This window comes from Mucilaginibacter straminoryzae (assembly GCF_022953055.1).
Lineage (GTDB): Bacteria > Bacteroidota > Bacteroidia > Sphingobacteriales > Sphingobacteriaceae > Mucilaginibacter > Mucilaginibacter straminoryzae.
The window spans coordinates 413,499-431,832 of the sequence record NZ_JALJEJ010000002.1; the positions used below are offsets into that span (position 1 = coordinate 413,499).

Sequence of the window (18,334 nt, forward strand, 5' to 3'; positions counted from 1 at the left end):
GCTGATTATTTTAATGAAACATTTAAACCGAATACAATGGTGCGTGTAAGTGGATAGTTATTTACATAATCACCCGAACCTCTTGTATAATAAGTTTGCTCAGGATCCCATCCTATCCAGTTTGTCCATGTTTTAAGGTTACGTCCGCTCACATAAACGTTCAGATTTGAAATACCCCAGTCAGCAATAATGCTTGAAGGCAGGTTATAACTAAGCGTTACATCCTTTAAACGGGTATAACTTGCATCGTGCGGGTAGCCATACCCACGGGTATTGGTGTATGATAACGATTGAAAATCCTGACTGCCATTGGTTGGTGTCCAGTAGCCGATCTCAGCAGGCGTATTTCTTCTGCCGGCTTCATCTGCATAGTTATAATCGGCATTGTTTCTTAACGCACCTTGCGCGGTTTGTATAAATACGCTAAGGCTTAATGCTTTATAATGGAATGTATTGGTGATACCGCCTGTCCATTTAGGTGCGGTTTGCCCTAATACGGTACGGTCGTCCGGGGTTATTTTACCGTCACCATTTAGATCTGCAAATTTAAGATCACCTGGCTTGGCGGTCGGGTCTTGCTTAGACGGGTCCTCTCCTTGTTGCCAAACACCAACCATCTTGTAATCATATATTACATTGATTGGTTGCCCGATAAACCAACGGTTCCCTAAATCGCTTTGCTTGTCTCCATAAAGATCGACGATCTTATTTTTGTTAGTTGCATAAACGATGCTGCTTTCCCAACGGAATGCACTCCCCTGGATATTGCGGGTTGTCAGGGTAACTTCAAGGCCTTTGTTATTGGTTTTACCTAAGTTATCCCATACGTTGGCATAACCGGTAATGGCAGGTAAGCTTCTTTTTAACAACAGCCCGCTGGTATTTGAGTTATACGCATCGATGGTACCGCTGATACGGCTATTCAGGACAGAGAAATCAACCCCGATATTTGCTTGTTTGGTACTTTCCCAATGCAGGTTTGCATTACCTAAATTGCTGGCCTGTACGCCAACGTTGCTTATACCGTTAAAAGGAAAACGAACTGTACCATCTGTGGTGATGGTTTGGTATACAGAAATCGCCTCGTTACCGGCAAGTCCGTAAGAACCCCTTAACTTTAAATTATTAACAATTTTTGAGTTTTGCAGGAATGATTCGTTGCTGATATTCCAGGCTAAAGCCGCTGAAGGGAAGAAGCCATATTTAGATGTGTTAGCACCAAAAACCGATGAACCGTCGCGGCGGCCGGTAACCGTAACCACATAACGCTGATCATACGAATAAACCACACGGCCCATCTGGTAATTTAAGGCATAACGGTCTGCATAACTTCCAGAATAGCTAGTGTTAACTGTTGCACCTGATACAGTAGCAGCGACACCAATCTGGTTAAAGGTAAGTTCGTCATTGATAAAGCCGGTGCCTGTTAAGCCACTAACAAAGTAATTACGTTGTTGCGCACCGTAAAGGCCGGTTACGTCAATGTGGTGTTTGCCAATATCTTTGGTGTAGTACAATAGGTTATCTACAGTGTAACTTCTGGTCTCTTCGTTTCTTGCCGTCGCAGAACCTAATGGGGTATTGGCTAAACGGCCGCTGTAAGAATCGTATCGTGTTGGCAGGTAATTGTAGCCAACATTAAGGCGGTAGCGTAAACCTTTCAGTATCCCGCCAAATTTTACTTCGCCATATCCGTTACCCACTAAATTTACACTCCTGTTAATTACGCTGGTAGTAAGTCCTAATAACGGGTTGGTATAAAGCTGCTCGGGCGCCTGCGGATAAATCATATAAGTACCATCAGGGTTGTAAACACTGCCATAAGGGCTCATGGCAGTAGCAAACAAAAGGTTAGCCCTACCACCATCATAATTATTATTTGTTACGAAAGCCGATGTACCGACAGTAAGGTAATTAGTAACGTTGATATCCAAGTTTGAACGGATACTGACGCGGTTATACTGATAACCTTTAACCACACCTTTCTGCTTCAGGTAGTCGCCCGAAACAAAGTATTTCACGTCAGGCGTTCCGCCCGATACGCTCAGGTTATGATCCTGCATGTAACCTTGTTGCGTAACTTCTTTTAGCCAGTCAACCGTATTACCTGCTGCATAGTTGGCACGTTCGCCGGCATTGTAAACAGGTTCTGTAAATTGCTGCTTCAGGTTATTTTGCGACAGGTAGTCCAGATATTTTTGTGTAAATGATGCAGGGTCTCTTGGCTGAAGTACGTGCGCCAGGTTTTCGAAACCACCGTAACCGGTATAACGGATCACGGCTTTGCCTGAAGTACCCCTCTTGGTGGTAATTAAAATAACACCATTTGATGCGTTTGTACCATAAATAGCAGCAGCAGAGGCATCTTTAAGAATTTCCATAGAAGCGATATCATTGGGGTTGATATCATTCAGCGAGCCGCCTGTTTTGCTTAACGGAATACCATCAACAACTACAAATGGGCTTGAACTGGCATTGATAGAATTTTGCCCCCTCAGTAAGGTAGACGGCTGACTGCCAGGAACAGAAGATGTGGTGGTGATGTTTACCCCGGCAACTGCACCTTCCAGCGCTTGTAAAACGTTGGTTACCGGCAATTGTGACAACCTGGATTTTGGCACCGTAGTTACAGAACCGGTAATGTCTGAACGTTTTTGTGTACCATAACCTACTACAACTACTTCGTTCAGGTTGCGGCCATTATCAGATAGTGTTACGTCTATTGTTTTTGTAGCGCTTGTCACGCTAACACTCCGGGTTGCCATACCGGTAAATGATACCACTAAAATAGAAGGGGCCTTTAAGGTAATGGAAAAACTGCCGGAAGCATCTGCCATAACGCCCTGCGTTGAGCCCTCCACTTTAATACTTGCACCTGGCAAGGATAGTCCTTTAGAATCCAGTACGCGGCCTTTCACCGTGTAAGAAGTTCCCTGGGCAAGGGCAGTTTGACAAAATGCACCCAGCAGCACATTTATCAAAAGCAGAAGAAAAATTGAATTAGTAAATTTTTTTCTCATATAAATTTAAAATTGGGTTATTAATACTTGCATTGAGTTTGGGGTATATACTCCTCTTTGAGGACATACCTTTTCCGTAGTTCTTTTTTTTAGAAGTACTCCATAGTTTACAGATTAAAGGTTGATTATTGGTTTATGGTGTTCAAAAATGCAGCTACAGTAGCTTTGATCGAACAAAACGAATTAAGGATAATTTAACCGGAAGTATGGGGGACAAAACAATAAATTAAAGGGGGGTAAAACAATATATTACCCTCTTTAATTATTGCCTAAAGCAATTTAAACCACAAATAAAGCGGTCGTCGTCAATGGAAGGTGCTATCTTCTACCAGGTAGGTTTTATTGAATGCGGTGCGATGTTTTTTGATAAACTCTGAGGGTTTAATCCCGAACTGCTTGATGAAGTTCTCCCTGAAGTATTTAATATCATTAAAGCCGGTTTTTAAAGCAGCTTCGTTGACATTACAATTGGTATGGATCATAATTTCGGCAGCTTTTCGCAAGCGCACATACCTGACAAAACCGTTTACGGATTGCCCGCTAATGGATTTGATTTTCTTGAAAAGGCTTGAATAGCTCATCCCCAATTCATCTGCAATAGTTTTTACGTCAAAATCAGGATCAACGAGATAATTCTCGATAAGGCTGATACATTTATACAGAAAATCTTTGTGATGCTCTGAGATGTGCCTGGTGTTTGATTTTAGGGTAACCTCATTATAAAAATAATTCTGCAGCTCCCTTCTGTCACGTAAAATACCCTGAACCCTGGCCAGCAACATTTCTTTTTCAAATGGTTTGCTTACAAAATCAACGGCACCTACTTCAATACCCTTCAACTTCATTTCGGGGTTAGGATCACCCGTTAACAAGATCACAGGGATATGGCTTAGCGAAGCGTCCTGTTTGATCATCTGGCATAATTCTATTCCAGACAGCCCCTCCATCATAATATCGGTGATCACCAGGTCCGGAAGATATTTTTTAATGAGTTCGAGCCCCTTCTCACAGGTGCCTGCCTCATAGGTTCTGAAGTTCTCTTTGAAGATCTTTTTAACGTATCCCCTCAACTGGTCATTATCATCTATAATTAATACCGACTGGCGGTCTGAGATCATTAACTCAAGGTGATTAAACTCTTCCTCTGACGGCCTGGGCTCGGCAAGCTCGTCATTAATAAATTCTTCGAGCAGGTGCTGACTTTTTTCTGCCGCTTCAGGTATTGAACCTGCATACACTACTGGTTTGCCTTTAGGCAACTCTGCAGTAAAAATAGTGCCGCCATTTTCATTATTCTGGTAACAGATACTGCCATTGTGATGATTGATAAAACTCTTCACTAAGTATAAACCAATCCCAAAACCTGTTTTGAGCGAGGTATTATCTTTGATTTGATAAAATTTATCAAATAGCTTTTCACCTGTTCCCTCTGCAATACCGCAACCAGAATCACATACTTTAAGCAGTGCCGTACCGGCTGTCTCTTCTACCTTTATCTGAATTTCACCTTCAGCCGGAGTAAACTTTACCGCATTCGAGATGAGGTTAAAAACAGCTATTTCTATCTTCTCCCGGTCTGCCAAGATCATGATAGCTTCGTTACTGCAATGAAAGTCATATTTCAATTTTTTGAACCTGGCTTGTTGCCCGAAACACAGATAAACCTCCCTGCATAAGGTAGAAAAATTAACACTCGATAGATTAAGCGTATCATTCTCGCTTTCTGTTTTGCGGAACAAAAGCAGATGATCTACCAGACCCAGCAATCTGCGCGAATTACGGTAGATGGTTGTCAGTTCGGTATTATCACGATTATGATCCGCTTTAAGCAAGTCTTTGATTGGGTTGATGATCAGCGTAAGCGGCGTACGGAATTCATGTGCCACATTAGTAAAAAAAGAAAGCTTCTTTTCGTTCAGTTCTTTTTCCCGTTCCACCTTAAGATTAGCGATCTCAACCTCATATTTCAGCCGGGTTTGTCCGATACGGTATCTCCAAAGGCTATACCCTACAGACCCAATTACGCTAACATATATAAAGTAAGCCCACCAGGTACGGTACCAGGGCGGTAAAACAACAATACGCAGGTCTATCCGGTATGGATTTACCCCGCCACTGGTAGTGGTAGCCCTAATGTGTAAGGTGTATGTACCCTCATTTAACCGTGTATAATAAGCAGTTTTTAATTTACCTACTTCGTTCCATCCGTGGTCCCAACCTTCAAGATAATAGGCATATTTGATTTTATCGGGAAAAGAATATTCGAGCGCGTTATAATCTAACGCGATAGTGGCCTGATTATAAGGTACAACAATACGTTTCAAGGCAACCAGGGGCTGATTATCGGTATAAGGCATCCCACCCTCTACTACGGTATTATTGATCCTTAACCCAGTGATACGAAGCTGGGGCTTATTTGTCTTTAAAGCCATATCAGCCGGGTCAAAGAGGTTAAAGCCATTAATGCCACCGAACATTAAACGGCCATCTTTGAGTTTTAGCGCAGCATTGTAATTAAACTGGTTGCTTTGCAATCCATCAGAGGCATCGTAGTTCTTAAATTTCCCGGTGGCAGTATTGAACCGCGAAAGACCATTATAGGTACTGCACCATAAATTGCCGCTGTTATCAGTTAAAATATTGAGTATTGAATTACCCGGCAACCCATTGCGTTCTGTATACCTTTTATAAACGCCCGTAACTTTGTTAAACAAGAGCAGGCCACCGCCCTCTGTACCTATCCACAAATTACCGGATTTATCCTCTGCAAAAGAGCGGATGGCATAATTAACGGGGTAATACTGATGCTTTTTAGTTACCCGGTCTATGTTGATCAACCTGGTATAGTCGCCTGCCCATAGGTTGCCGGAATGATCTTCATAGATGGCATGTATGTTGGTAAGGCGGTTGTCAAACAGCTCAAATTTATCTGTCTTACGGTTATATAAATACAAAGCCCCGCCACGCGTACTACCAGCCCACAGGTTATGACGTGAATCTTCATATAGCTTCCAAAGATTTCTATCAATATTTTCGGTGACCGTATTAAAACAGGTGTAATGTTTAAATTGTCCGGAAGACCTGTCGAATGCATCAATCCCCCCGCTGAACGTTGCTACCCATACCTGGTTTTGGTAATCATTAACAATGCTGACCACAAAATTACTGCTTAAAGATCCCTTAGCCGTATTATGCGTGTAACTGGTATACTGGTTGGTTTTAGTGTTCCAATAGCTGATACCGCCACCGTCTGTACCAATCCAGATATTGTGATGTTCATCTTCGCAAAAGGAGATGATAAAATTATTAACGACACTATTTTTATTGAAAGGATCATGCGTGAATAGTTGGAACGGCGTATTCTGCGGATCTATTACATTAATACCGCCCCGGAGAGTAGCTATCCACTTGCGGCCCTCGTCATCCTCATATATCGCACTTACCGCCCCGCTACGCAGCGAACCACTTTTTTCGCCGGGTACCAGGTAGCTTAGCCTGCCGGTATGCATATCAAAAATATTGATGCCTCCGCCATTAGTAGCAATCCAAAGCAGGCCTGTACGGTCTGCATGTAAAGACATGATATTGTCGTTGGTCAGTTTATGATAAGTACTGTTAAACGGAGTTATTTTTCTGCTTGTGACATTGTAACTATACAGGCCATTTTCCGTACCGATCCAGATGTTGCCCTTACCATCAGCTAAAAGGCAGGCAGCGTATTTAATATCGCTGCATACCAGTTCAATACCGCGGCTATTCTTGTTGTAGCGGCAAAGCCCTCTGTTTTTTACAAAAACCCATAATTGGTTATCCTGATCAACCGTAAGCGCCTGCGCATCATAAGTTGCGCTCGAACCTGCAAGGTTTAAACGATAGCAGTAGGCCGCTTTTTTTTTAAGTACAAGCACACCAGCATTGTCGGCCGCTATATAGGCGTTACCATTCTTGTCAGTAACTAAAGCATTAATACTATTGGTGATCTTTTGTAAAGGGCCATTTTTCGCCACAGCACAATAAGCCGGGTAAAACCTCGAATCGGTATAGCTATAATAGGCTAATCCTTTTTGCGTACCGATCAGAATTTTATTATCCACCTCGGAAAGATTCGCAATATAATTGAAGTTCAGCGACTTGTTATCGCCCCAAATATTCCTGAATATCTTGAATTTTTCCCCATCATACCGGTTTAGCCCATCATACGTGCCAATCCATATAAAACCATAATGATCTTTAAAAATACAGGTAACAGCATTATTGGATAAGCCTTGTTCTATACCAAGATATTTAACAGCCGGATAGGCTAAAACCTGCATGGTTGGTAAAAAACTCAGACAAATAACGATACGTTTACATAGAGAACGTAAAAATCTTCTCATCAAAAGGAATTAGTGTACAATTGGCGTTACAAACAAAGCTAAGCATTTCTACAAGTTCTATCGCATTTTTACCATGGCGCAGAATAAAGTTACACTCACATTTTGCCTTGTTTTTTACCGATAAAGAAGCAGGCTATGGATGCAGGAATAAAAATGATATTTAGTATTGCTTTATAATTCCAGGCAAAAACATGGTGCGATTGTGTTGCCCGCGAGGCATGACTGGCAGGTATCCAGTGAAGTAAAGTGAAGCCGGCATCCACTAAAATTGCTGATATCAGGATACTTACAATTAATAGCAATAATAGCATCAGCATAGGCTTATTGCCATAGTAGCTGCGGTAAACGGCCAACATCGGTATCGTAACCAGGTCGGCCAGAATATAGGCTATTACACCACCAAATGATATACCACCCTGCCACAATGCAGCAGCCATAACAATATTACCAACCGAGCAGACAAAACTAATGATAGCTACTACGATGCCGACAATAACATTTAGCAGAATTACAATGAAATGCGGCAGCGTATGATTGTCGGTCAGGAATAAAACGTTCCAAAAACTTTTGGGGACCAACACCATAATAACCGAAGCGACAATAACCCCAATCAGGATGTCCTTACCCACCATCATCACGTCCATATAAAAATGGCTGCTGGCCAAAAGCATTTTATCTTTGAACCGCTTTGGCACTTCAGTTTCATTAGTGCCATGCTGATGCATATCGTGACTATGATGCTGGTGCGCAGGGCCCTCCATCATGTGCATATGATCATGAGCATTGTTCTGATGATCGATTTCAGTCAAATGAGCCTTTGCTTCATCTTTGATTTTCGCTGGAAAAAATCTCGAGATCAGCCACGCTGATATCACAATAAGCAGTAAGCCGCCCGCTATTTCACCACCAAAAAAAGACCAGCCCAAAACACTGACGATCACAATGAAAATCTCAAAAACAAGGTTGGTACTGGCCACCATAAAAGCTACGGCATTAGACCAGCTTGCTCCCTTGATTAAAAGTGTACGCGCCATAGATGCCGCAGCATAAGAGCAAGAAGAAGAAACTGCACCAAAAAAGGAAGCAAGGGATAATGCTTTGGCGTTATCTTTTCCCAGCCTAGAACTGATGGTACTGGTAGAGACAAATGCCCTGATCACAGCGGATAACATAAACCCAAAAGCCAGCCCCCAGTAAATCTCCCAGATCATGGAAAGTAACTCGATGCCAATCCTTTTAACGTAATCCATTCTGCTTATCTTAACTGATAACACGATATCTTACATTATGATTTTCTTTTTAAATAATTAAGCGGGATTTCTTCCATTAACAAGTCTGAGTAATGAACAATTAAGCGCTATATTTTTAGAACTTTTTGTAAGGTTTGAATGGCTGTTCCGACTAAAAGACTCGACGAATAGATATCGTCTTAATATTGTATCAACTAATTCAATTAAATAATGAATTTGGAGACTAAAGAACTTACTGTTGATCCGCGCCAATGGGTAAGCAAATACGCCGATTATCTTTACAATTATGCATTAACACGCCTGAATGATGAAGACATAGCACGTGATCTGGTACAGGATACTTTCCTTGCAGCGTTAGAAAAGATACAAAGTTTTAAGGGCGAGAGCAGCGAGCGGACATGGCTTACCGCAATACTAAAATATAAAGTGATCGATATCTATCGAAAGAAATCAGCTACGATTTTGTTGAAGCCTGACGTTACCCAGGCAGAAAAAGAACAGGACAACTTTTTTAACACCGAGGATGGACATTGGAACGCCGAGCACCGCCCAATCCTGCTTGGTGTAGAAGATAATGACCCTTTACATAATAAAGAACTTGCGCATATACTTCAATTATGCATGCATAAACTACCTGCGCTATGGCTATCCGTATTTACGATGAAACATGTGGACGGCGAGAACACAGAAATGATATGCACATCGCTCAAACTATCCACATCTAATTACTGGGTGATTATCCATCGTGCAAAGCTGAACTTACGGGCATGCCTTCAAAGAAACTGGAGTTAAAATTTTGAACATGGGAGAACTTAAAAAAATAGCCTATAACTGTAAAAAGGCCACGCTACTGATCGAGAAAAAACAGATCACATTGCTTACCCTGCGCGAGAAGTTAGAACTAAAGATACATCTTGCAGGCTGCTCTGTATGCCGGACTTTTGAGAAACAGAGTATCATGATAAACGAATTGGTAAAAAAGCTATTTGATGAAGCCAATCAGAAAGAACTTCACCTCGACAACGATTATAAAACAGCGTTGCAACAGGAAATAGAAACAAGGCTAAATAATTAATTTATTTTTCTTGTAAGGTTTCAGGGCGGTTAACTACAAATGAGGAAATAGATTCTTAATAATTCTAAAAACACAAAAAATGAAAAACCTGAAATCAATTTTATCAATTGCAGTTTTAGCAACTACTCTTTTTGTTACAGCGCAAACAAAAGCCGAAACAACTGTACCGGACACTTCTAAAATGTCTAAAATGGACCATAAAATGAGCAAGAAATCAAAGATGGACCATAAGACAGGAAAGAAAGATAAAATGTCTGATAACAAAATGGATAAAAAAGCAGGCGAAAGTAAAATGTAACACAATAGAGGCCTGGTTAAAACCGGGCCGCTATTATTAGTCAATGAAGCTTACAATTAAAACCTCCCCAATGACCAATTTCTCTACTCCCGGCGACGGCATAAAAAAAGCTACGCTTGCCCTATCCATATTATCGATATTCTGCCTGGCGGCTTTTGGTGCTCTTAAAGACAAGGACAAAAATACTTTACGAACCAAGCAAGCAGATACGGCTATTCCGGCTAAACCAACGGACATCAGTCCTTTACTTATTGGTGAATCTGTGCCGCAATTAACCTTACCAGATGCTAACGGAAACGCAGTGAACCTGAATCAAAAGATAACAGAAAAACCTACAATTTTAATTTTCTACCGCGGCGGCTGGTGCCCTTTCTGCAATAAACAACTGGCCGGTATTCAAAGTATTGAAAGTGACTTACGAAAAATGGGCTATCAGATTTTAGCAATTAGTACGGATAGTCCGGAAAATCTGAGTAAAAGCAGGGACAAGCATCAGCTAACTTATACGCTGTTGTCTGATAGCGAGCTTTCTGCCGCGAAGCAGTTCGGTATCGCATTTGTTGCACCAAAAGCCTACGACCAAATATTAACAGAAGGCTCAAACGGAAAAAATGCTGCACATCTTCTTCCGGTACCATCAGTTTTCATTTTAGACAGACAGGGAATAATTCAATTTGAATATATTAACCCTGATTTTAAACAGAGAATAAGCCCTGATTTATTAACCGCAGTTGCTACAACACTTTTAAAAGACGTGAAGGCTAAAAGGTAATTTTCAGCAGACTGCCAGGTATTTTAATTCTTGCTTTTATCAGTTCACACCTTCGGTGGTCATTACCACTCTTTTAATGGTACCGTCGGGATTATATTGCAGGCGGTCAACGCAAACAGAGCGGCTATAGCTGCCGCCATTGGTTTGGATACCGCCGTTATGGTAAATAAAATACCAATCGCCTTTAAACTGCACAATGGCCTGGTGGTTGGTGTTGCTATTCCCTGCAATTTCATTGATAATGCCTTTATACTCGTAAGGGCCGTCGATGTGGTCGCTCATAGAGTAAACGATCTTCTCGGGAAACCCGGACGCGTATGAAAGATAATATTTCCCATTGCGGATATGTATCCATGGTGCTTCGGTATAATCAAGCGTACCTACATTAATCTGCTTAACCGGCCCGTCAAGCTCGATCATATTTGGCTTCAGTTTAGCGCAGTAGCACTGGCCGTTGCCCCAGAACAACCAGGCCTGTCCATCAGTATCGATAATCACCGTCGGATCTATACAGGCCCATGAATGCGTTGATGCAAAACAGTCTTTATTGGTTAGCAGTGGTTTTCCTAACGCATCACGGTAGGGGCCTTCCGGCCGGTCGGCCACGCCCACGCCGATGCCCGTCCAGTTGGTGCTAATGTACCAGTAATACTTGCCGTTCCGTTCTATCACCTGCCCGGCAAACGCGTCGCCGCTTTTGGCCCATGTAAAATCGCTCACCTTCATAGGTGTTACGTATTCTGTCCAGTGCTTTAAATCCGTGGTAGAATAAACGTTCCAGTCTTTCATACGATAGTTCGTTTGCCCGCCCGCCACATCATGGCCGGTAAACATCCATAGGGTATCGCCTTTTACCAGCGTCGCCGGGTCTGCGGTAAACTCGTGCTGAATCACCGGGTTCCCTTTAGAAACGAAAGTATAACGGTCGGCCGCCGAAGTTGGCTTCAACAGTTGTTCTGGCACGCCACCCCATTTTGCCTGTAGCAGCCGGGCTTCGTCCCTGGTAATACTGATCACGCTTCCATGGCGTGGATTAAAATTCTTGGCGAATTTTTCCGGTTCTGTAGTAAAATTATACAAGTCTTTACTCCGCTGGAACTCGTAACGGCGACTGGTGTACAAATCATACATCAGGATGTAATCGTCCGAGTTATTTAGTTTGAATACGCTGGAACCTTCTACGCCGGTATGCTTGCTCGAATAAGCGTCAAGGTATTTAAACTCTTCTTTCCACGGCCCCTGCAGGCTACGGCTGGTGGCCTGCTGAATACCGTTCTGAATCTCTTTACCGGAACTATCTTTCGTATTTCCTTTATAAAAGAAGTGGTAAACGCCATCTTTATAAACAATATCGCCATCAATAGCGCCGTACTTGCTGCTGAACATCAGCTTGGGTTCGCTAATGAAACCGGTAAAATCCTTATTGGCATATGCCGCATAAAAATCGAGCTTCTCACTGTCTTTAAACCGGATGGTAAAATAAACCAGGTACTTTTTCGCTTTAGGATCATAGATAGTTTGCGGCGCCCACACCCACTTCACATTACCAAACTTTTTGGGGTAGAGTTTGGTCAAATCGATCACACTATGGCTCCAATCGGTTAGGTTATCCGAACGCATCAGGATGATGCCAGGATTACTGTCCCAACCATCTTTAATGGTATACATGTCGGTAGCCGTCATGTAGTACGATTTATTATCTGCTCCGCGAAGAATATGCGGATCGCGGATACCACCCGTTCCGGATATTTCTGCTGAAGGGATAATCGGTTTGTTATTATTCAGGGCTACCCAATTAACGGCATCCTCGCTGACAGCAAACCGTAACTGTTCCTGCTGATTAATATCACCAGACCCCTCAAAATAGGCGAACAGGTATCCCGCGAAGTCTTTGAATTTGGTTGATTGAGCAAAGTTTTGTTGAGCAAACAGAAGTGGCAGAACAAGTGCAAGAATAAAGGCAATCCTTTTTAATTTATTATTCATCGGAACAGTAGGTAATAATGGTCATCGCTCTTCCGGCCTGGCAAACTATTCTGAGTTTGCAGACAGCAGATAGATTTGCAAAAGATACTACTATTCGGCGAATTTTTGGATTGGGAAAGACTAGTTCTGTTTCATTTTGTTAGCTAAGACTGAACTTTGTTAAATTTCGTTCAGCACATTGTCTTTAAAAGAGAAGCCCCATCCCGGGCGATCATGTGGCGTAGCCATGCCATTGACAATTGTTAGCGGATGGTCGATCAGCGGATCAATCCAGTCGAAGGACTCCGCCCCGGCGCCATTGGGTATGGTGCAGAGTAACGGAATGTCATAATCTTTATAATAATGTGGCAGCACAGGGATGTTGTATGCGGCTGCAAGGGCAGCGCTGTCGCGCCAGGCCTCTACCCCACCCAAGCGCAAAATATCAGGCTGCCAAATGTCAATCGCATTACGGCTCAGTAATTCCCTTAATGGTAAAGTCGAATATTCTCTTTCGCCCATCGCCAGCGAAATTCCGGCCTGGTTACGCAGCAACTGGTAACCCTGAAAATCGGTATGGTTTATCGGTTCTTCAAACCACTGAATGTTCAGCATCCGCGCTTCCCGGGCTAATGCCAATGCCGAAGGCACATCCATCCCCTGGTTAGCATCCATCATAATACCGATGCCTTTACCTACAGCTTCCCTTACCAGCTTCAATCGCTCCAGGTCTTCTTTCCAGTCGGGTTTACCTACTTTTATTTTTACCGCTTTAAAGCCCCTCGACTTATAACCACTTACCTCTGCAATCAGGTCATCAATGCTGTAGGAAAGCCATCCGCCACTGCCGTAGATCGGCACCTGCCTGCGTGATGAACCCAGTATTTTCCACACCGGCTGACCTAATGTTTTTGCCCAGGCATCCCACATGGCAATGTTGCAAGCCGCCTGCGCCCAGCGGTTAATCCCTTCAAGGCCGAAATATTCATTCGCGTGATCCAGCTTTTTAAAAACGGCTACGGTATCGTGTACTTCTTCGCCGATGATTTGCTCGCCCAGGTCTTTCAATGCCCCGGCAATTGCATGCGGGCTGTATTGAAAGCTGAGCAGGTAAGATTCACCGATAACGCCGCTTTCCAGTTGCAACCGCAAAACAATAAAAGATATCTCCGTAAGCGTATGGGTGGCATCAGCAATTGGTTGATTCAACGTGGCTTTTGCGGTGTAGACAGCGTAACTTTTTATTCGGTGAGACATGGCGGTACTTCAGCTTAAATTGGTCATTAAACAGGGTTTCCTGGTTAAAGGCCAAATCTACAGGGCGTACATTGCCTCGCTTTACACTATCTTATCCGGATTTTGTACCATCTTCTCATCCTGCAACTGCCGCCTTCAGAGATATTCCCTTTTGAGCGATACTTTCACGCCGCAATCTCCTGGTATAGAGCTATTAAGGTTTCAACCAAATAATCAATCTCTGTTAGGGTATTGTACTTACTGAAGGAGAACCGGATGTGCTCGCGCGAAGGATCTGCCTTCAACGCCGTCAGTACATGCGAGCGGTAACCCGTAGAACAGGCGCTGCCGCCAGATGCTGCTATCCCCTCCTCATCCAGGTGGCCGAGCAAACTTACACCTGAAGCAGGCAGACTGACGTTTAATACCGTGTAAAGACTGCGATCAAGCAAACCAGAATTACCATTAAAGCTGACATCCGGAAAAAGCTGAGTAAGTTGTCCGATCAAGCTTTCTTTAATTTTTACGACGTGTTGCTGATGTTCATCCAGGTGACAACACGCTATTTCCAGGGCTTTAGCCAACCCGATGATCCCGTGTATATTTTCTGTACCGGCACGTAAGCTACGTTCCTGACCGCCGCCCTGTAACAGCCTGGCTTGTTTAATACCTTTGCGGCAGAAAAGAAAACCGACACCTTTTGGCCCGTGAAACTTGTGGGCTGAAGCCGCCAGGAAATCGACATTCAGTTTTTGCAGATCGAAGCGGTAATGCCCCATTGTCTGCACCGTATCTGAGTGAAACAAAGCGCTGTAAGTTTTGCATAGCTTACCGATCTGCTCGATATCGTTCAGGTTACCTACTTCGTTATTGGCATGCATCACAGATACCAGCGTTGGCTTTTCTTCAGCCAATAAGTGTTCAAGATGATCGAGGTCTAAATTTCCGCGTTCGTCGTGGCGGATATATTCCAGTTCTATGCTGCCTTTTTTTTGCTGCTCCTGCAAGGTATGCAGTACGGCATGGTGCTCGAACGGGGTGGTAATTACGCGCTTAACGCCGTTTTCGTAAATGGCAGAAATAATAGCGGTATTATCGGCCTCGGTACCACCAGAGGTAAAAATAATTTCTTCGGGCGATGCATTTAAATGCGCTGCAATAGTACGGCGGGCTTCTTCTATCGCGGCGCGGGCAGCACGACCGTGCGCATGATGCGATGACGGGTTACCATAATACTCCAGCAAATAGGGAGTCATGGCAGCAAATACTTCTTTGTCGAGCGGGGTGGTAGCGGCGTTGTCCAGATATACTTTCATCGTTTTTGGTTTTTATCTTTTCAACCTATCCAGAAAGCATTGGTATATGCCTAACAAATTTGGGTAAACTTGTTATCTTATCTTTCTCCTATAAAATCAGGAGCAGGAATTAGCACCTTTTATTAACTGCGTTAATACAGGTTGCTAAGACGTCATCGGGCCTTTCCCTCAGTCTTTCTGGATAAGTATAAAAAGAACGTTTAACAAACAGCAGCAAATATAAAAATAGTCTACAAAATTAATAGATTTTTTTTAAAAAAAATTATCGCGCTCAAATCAATACCATGAGCCTTAATAAAAAAGGGCCGGCGTTTGTAACGCCAGCCCTGCTATCAAAGATTAAAATGTGCTGTTTACTTAAACTTTACGAGCGACAATACCGGGAAATGGTCTGACGGGTATTTACCATGATAGCTATCCGAAAGTACGCCCCATTTTTCTGCTGTAAACTGGCTGCTGATAAAGATATGATCGATGATGCCTGTCTCTTTTAGCGAACGTCCGAATGAATTGAAAGACGGATTGTTTTCGTACCGGAAACCGGAAACGTTATAGGTATCCTTCAACACCTGTGAATTTGCAATCAGCTGATAAGGCACACTGCTGTGATCGCCGTTAAAATCTCCGGTCAGGATAACAGGGTTGTCACCGGCAATGGTTTTTATCTTAGCCAGGATCAGTTTCGAGCTTTCTTCGCGGGCTACTTTTCCCTGGTGATCGAAGTGCGCGTTGAACACGTAGAACTTCTTGCTGCTTTTTACATCCTGCAGGTAAACCCATGAGCAGATACGGTTACAGCAAGTAGCATCCCAACCTAATGATGGTTTATCTGGTGTTTGCGACAACCAGAAGTCGCCTTTGGCCAACAGTTTAAATTTATCTTTTTTATAAAAGATAGCAGAATGCTCGCCGCCGTCTATACCGTCGTTACGGCCAACACCATAACGGTTATATTCAGGCAAGGCTTTGCTGATGTCGTCCAGCTGGTTTTTAAGCCCTTCCTGCGTACCCAGGATATCGAAATCATGGAATTTGATGAGCGAAGCAACAACCGGCGCGCGGTTCACCCAAAGGTTCCCGCTATCTGCAGGGTTATCAAAACGCAAATTAAACGTACCTACAACCAGGCTTTGTGCTTTTACTGAAATGGCCGACCATACCAGCAGTATGGCCAAAAAGTGCTTATACATTTTCATGAGTAAATAGAATTATTTACCAGGATGAATTACCATCCCGGATTCTGGCCTAATTTAGGGTTAATTAATCTGTCTGTCTCCGGGATCGGGTACAAATAATACTTATCGTCCCATTTGCGGGTAACGTTGGTCAGCCAGGTTAGCTCGCCGCTGTTATCATTAGCCAAGCGTTGTGGATTAGGGGTACCACCGCTCAGGGTGGCAGAAACATTCACATAAGTTACACCTGCAACCGTTGGCGAAGGCATGGTTTTGTAGAAACATACATCCGGTTTTCCGTCCTCGTTCAAATCAATTAACTGGTTAAGCGCGGGTACATAAAAACCGTTCCATACCTGGTCCATCAGCGAGCCGCGTTTCCAGCGAACAATGTCATAGAACCTGAAGCCTTCTAACGCCAGCTCGATACCGCGCTCGCGTCTCACTTCTAATATGGCCGGGTCGCTTATTGCAGGGAAGTAATTAGTTTGCAGATAAGTATCTACAGTTACCGGTTTGGTTGAAGTATTACCGGTAATACCTGCGCGCCTTCTCAGTGCGCCAACGGTGCTATTCCAATCACCATCTGTCAGTGTACCCAATTCAGCTTTAGCCTCTGCATAATTCAGCAAAACTTCGGCGTAGCGGATAATCGGCATCGAGTTGGTGTTACGTGTTCCGCCGTCCATAGAGGCATCGTCCTGGGTAAGTTTAATCGGCTGATAACCGGTATACGTATAAGAGAATACCGGCGGAGCTGCTTCCTGCACACCGCCATTCAAGCGGGTATAGTTACCCATACGGATGGTTTGCTGCAGGCGCATATCGCGGCCTTTAACTTCTTGGGGGAAAGTAAGCGTCTGGTAGCCGCTTTTATCTGTAAACGGCGTACCATCAATGTTCAGATACGTATTTACAAAGGTACGGGTAAAACTTACACGGTCGCCGTAGGTAGCGCTGGTCCAGTACCAGTTAGAGTCGTTATAAACGCTCAAGGATGGGTCCATCACCGATGCAAGAATTACTTCTGACGCTACCGGCACCTGGCTGATGAACAACTGGCGGTACGCCTTATCGGTTCCGCCTGCGGTATTCAGGCTAAAACCTCCGTCGGTCATTACTTTCTGGGCGGCATCAACGGCCTGTTGCAGTAAACCGTTGGCAGAGCTTTGCAGGTTATACTCGGTATGATATTTCCGGAAAGTACCTTCGAACAGACAAACCCGCGATTTAAACGCATAAGCTACATATTTGGTAATCAGGCTGCGGGTGTTATCGCTGATGTTGATGTGCTGCGCAGCATAATCAAGGTCGGCAATTACCGAGTCCATCACCATTGTACGCGGGTCGCGGCCTTTGTATAAGGCAGGGTCGTCCACGGTAAAGGTTTTGTTGATCCACGGCACGTCGCCAAATCTTTTTACCTTATCAAAGTAGAACCACGCCCTGAAAAAGCGCGCCAGTCCGATGTAGTTTTCGCGCACGCTTTGTGCTACCAGCGGGCTGTTACAGTTTTCTATAAAATAGTTGATGTTCCGAAGATCAGTCCAGCTCCAGCCGGTGCTTTGCTGCGCACTAAATGCACCTGGGCGCAGGAAGTCCGGCACGGTGGTACGGGCTGCATAATCGGCCATGGCATCTCCTCTTAAAATGGTGCCTGCATCCGGCAGGATGTTATAGAAAGAGTTGGCGTAAAGATCCAGACCGTTCTGGTTGGTAAAAACCGCTGTTTTTGTAGCCGTAGCCTGCGGCTCCTGGTCAAGCTTTTTACAGCCTGCCACTACTGTGCCCAGTATGGCCACAAATAAAAGGCTCTTCAGTAATTTTATTTTTTCAGTCAACATATCCAAA

At 43.7% G+C, this 18,334-nt stretch carries 12 protein-coding genes and 1 riboswitch; of the genes, 4 read left to right on the forward strand and 8 right to left on the reverse strand.

Features of this window, described 5'->3' with window-relative positions; all coding sequences use genetic code 11:
* Positions 1-5: 5 nt before the first annotated feature.
* The 3 genes from MUY27_RS05380 to MUY27_RS05390 all read right to left on the reverse strand — a co-directional run bounded on the left by MUY27_RS05380 (position 6) and on the right by MUY27_RS05390 (position 8,646).
* A complete protein-coding gene (locus MUY27_RS05380) occupies positions 6-3,020 on the reverse strand; it encodes a SusC/RagA family TonB-linked outer membrane protein (protein WP_245128961.1) in 3,015 nt (1,004 codons plus the stop codon).
* Positions 3,021-3,325: 305 nt separating this feature from the next.
* Positions 3,326-7,396 (reverse strand): hybrid sensor histidine kinase/response regulator transcription factor, encoded by a 4,071-nt coding sequence (locus tag MUY27_RS05385; RefSeq protein ID WP_245128962.1) that lies wholly within the window; start codon positions 7,394-7,396, stop codon positions 3,326-3,328.
* Positions 7,397-7,491: 95 nt separating this feature from the next.
* Entirely contained in the window at positions 7,492-8,646 is a 1,155-nt protein-coding gene (locus MUY27_RS05390; protein WP_245128963.1) for a permease, read from the reverse strand.
* Positions 8,647-8,856: 210 nt separating this feature from the next.
* On the opposite strand from MUY27_RS05390, the gene MUY27_RS05395 reads away from it, so the two are divergent.
* The 4 genes from MUY27_RS05395 (at position 8,857) to MUY27_RS05410 (ending at position 10,791) form a co-directional block, all read left to right on the forward strand.
* Positions 8,857-9,438 (forward strand): sigma-70 family RNA polymerase sigma factor, encoded by a 582-nt coding sequence (locus MUY27_RS05395; RefSeq protein WP_245128964.1) that lies wholly within the window; start codon positions 8,857-8,859, stop codon positions 9,436-9,438.
* Positions 9,439-9,448: 10 nt separating this feature from the next.
* Positions 9,449-9,721: a hypothetical protein gene (locus tag MUY27_RS05400; RefSeq protein WP_245128965.1), complete on the forward strand. Its 273-nt coding sequence runs from the start codon at positions 9,449-9,451 to the stop codon at positions 9,719-9,721.
* Between the two features lie 79 nt (positions 9,722-9,800).
* Positions 9,801-10,019: a hypothetical protein gene (locus tag MUY27_RS05405; RefSeq protein ID WP_245128966.1), complete on the forward strand. Its 219-nt coding sequence runs from the start codon at positions 9,801-9,803 to the stop codon at positions 10,017-10,019.
* Between the two features lie 43 nt (positions 10,020-10,062).
* On the forward strand, positions 10,063-10,791 hold the full coding sequence (locus tag MUY27_RS05410; RefSeq protein ID WP_245128967.1) for a peroxiredoxin-like family protein: 729 nt from the start codon (positions 10,063-10,065) through the stop codon (positions 10,789-10,791).
* A gap of 39 nt (positions 10,792-10,830) precedes the next feature.
* Here the strand turns inward: MUY27_RS05410 and MUY27_RS05415 are convergent, their stop codons facing one another.
* From MUY27_RS05415 to MUY27_RS05435, 5 genes are all read right to left on the reverse strand, one after another.
* On the reverse strand, positions 10,831-12,777 hold the full coding sequence (locus tag MUY27_RS05415) for a family 43 glycosylhydrolase (protein WP_245128968.1): 1,947 nt from the start codon (positions 12,775-12,777) through the stop codon (positions 10,831-10,833).
* Between the two features lie 159 nt (positions 12,778-12,936).
* Positions 12,937-14,013, reverse strand: coding sequence for a mandelate racemase/muconate lactonizing enzyme family protein (locus MUY27_RS05420; protein ID WP_245128969.1), 1,077 nt, complete (start codon positions 14,011-14,013; stop codon positions 12,937-12,939).
* Between the two features lie 164 nt (positions 14,014-14,177).
* Positions 14,178-15,308 carry a cysteine desulfurase family protein gene (locus MUY27_RS05425; protein WP_245128970.1) on the reverse strand — a complete coding sequence of 377 codons (1,131 nt, stop codon included), beginning with the start codon at positions 15,306-15,308 and terminating at the stop codon, positions 14,178-14,180.
* A 74-nt stretch (positions 15,309-15,382) separates the two neighbouring features.
* Positions 15,383-15,496, reverse strand: a riboswitch (SAM riboswitch).
* 165 nt (positions 15,497-15,661) lie between these two features.
* Entirely contained in the window at positions 15,662-16,504 is an 843-nt protein-coding gene (locus MUY27_RS05430) for an endonuclease/exonuclease/phosphatase family protein (RefSeq protein WP_338042649.1), read from the reverse strand.
* A 29-nt stretch (positions 16,505-16,533) separates the two neighbouring features.
* Entirely contained in the window at positions 16,534-18,327 is a 1,794-nt protein-coding gene (locus MUY27_RS05435) for a RagB/SusD family nutrient uptake outer membrane protein (protein ID WP_245128971.1), read from the reverse strand.
* Positions 18,328-18,334 lie beyond the last annotated feature (7 nt).

Bases quoted from the DNA above. Each gene is read 5' to 3' on its own strand.
- MUY27_RS05410 (WP_245128967.1), top strand. From the start codon at position 10,063: ATGAAGCTTACAATTAAAACCTCCCCAATGACCAATTTCTCTACTCCC.
- MUY27_RS05415 (WP_245128968.1), bottom strand. From the start codon at position 12,777: ATGAATAATAAATTAAAAAGGATTGCCTTTATTCTTGCACTTGTTCTG.
- MUY27_RS05405 (WP_245128966.1), top strand. From the start codon at position 9,801: ATGAAAAACCTGAAATCAATTTTATCAATTGCAGTTTTAGCAACTACT.
- MUY27_RS05395 (WP_245128964.1), top strand. From the start codon at position 8,857: ATGAATTTGGAGACTAAAGAACTTACTGTTGATCCGCGCCAATGGGTA.
- MUY27_RS05425 (WP_245128970.1), bottom strand. From the start codon at position 15,308: ATGAAAGTATATCTGGACAACGCCGCTACCACCCCGCTCGACAAAGAA.
- MUY27_RS05385 (WP_245128962.1), bottom strand. From the start codon at position 7,396: ATGAGAAGATTTTTACGTTCTCTATGTAAACGTATCGTTATTTGTCTG.
- MUY27_RS05435 (WP_245128971.1), bottom strand. From the start codon at position 18,327: ATGTTGACTGAAAAAATAAAATTACTGAAGAGCCTTTTATTTGTGGCC.
- MUY27_RS05400 (WP_245128965.1), top strand. From the start codon at position 9,449: ATGGGAGAACTTAAAAAAATAGCCTATAACTGTAAAAAGGCCACGCTA.
- MUY27_RS05380 (WP_245128961.1), bottom strand. From the start codon at position 3,020: ATGAGAAAAAAATTTACTAATTCAATTTTTCTTCTGCTTTTGATAAAT.
- MUY27_RS05430 (WP_338042649.1), bottom strand. From the start codon at position 16,504: ATGAAAATGTATAAGCACTTTTTGGCCATACTGCTGGTATGGTCGGCC.
- MUY27_RS05420 (WP_245128969.1), bottom strand. From the start codon at position 14,013: ATGTCTCACCGAATAAAAAGTTACGCTGTCTACACCGCAAAAGCCACG.
- MUY27_RS05390 (WP_245128963.1), bottom strand. From the start codon at position 8,646: ATGGATTACGTTAAAAGGATTGGCATCGAGTTACTTTCCATGATCTGG.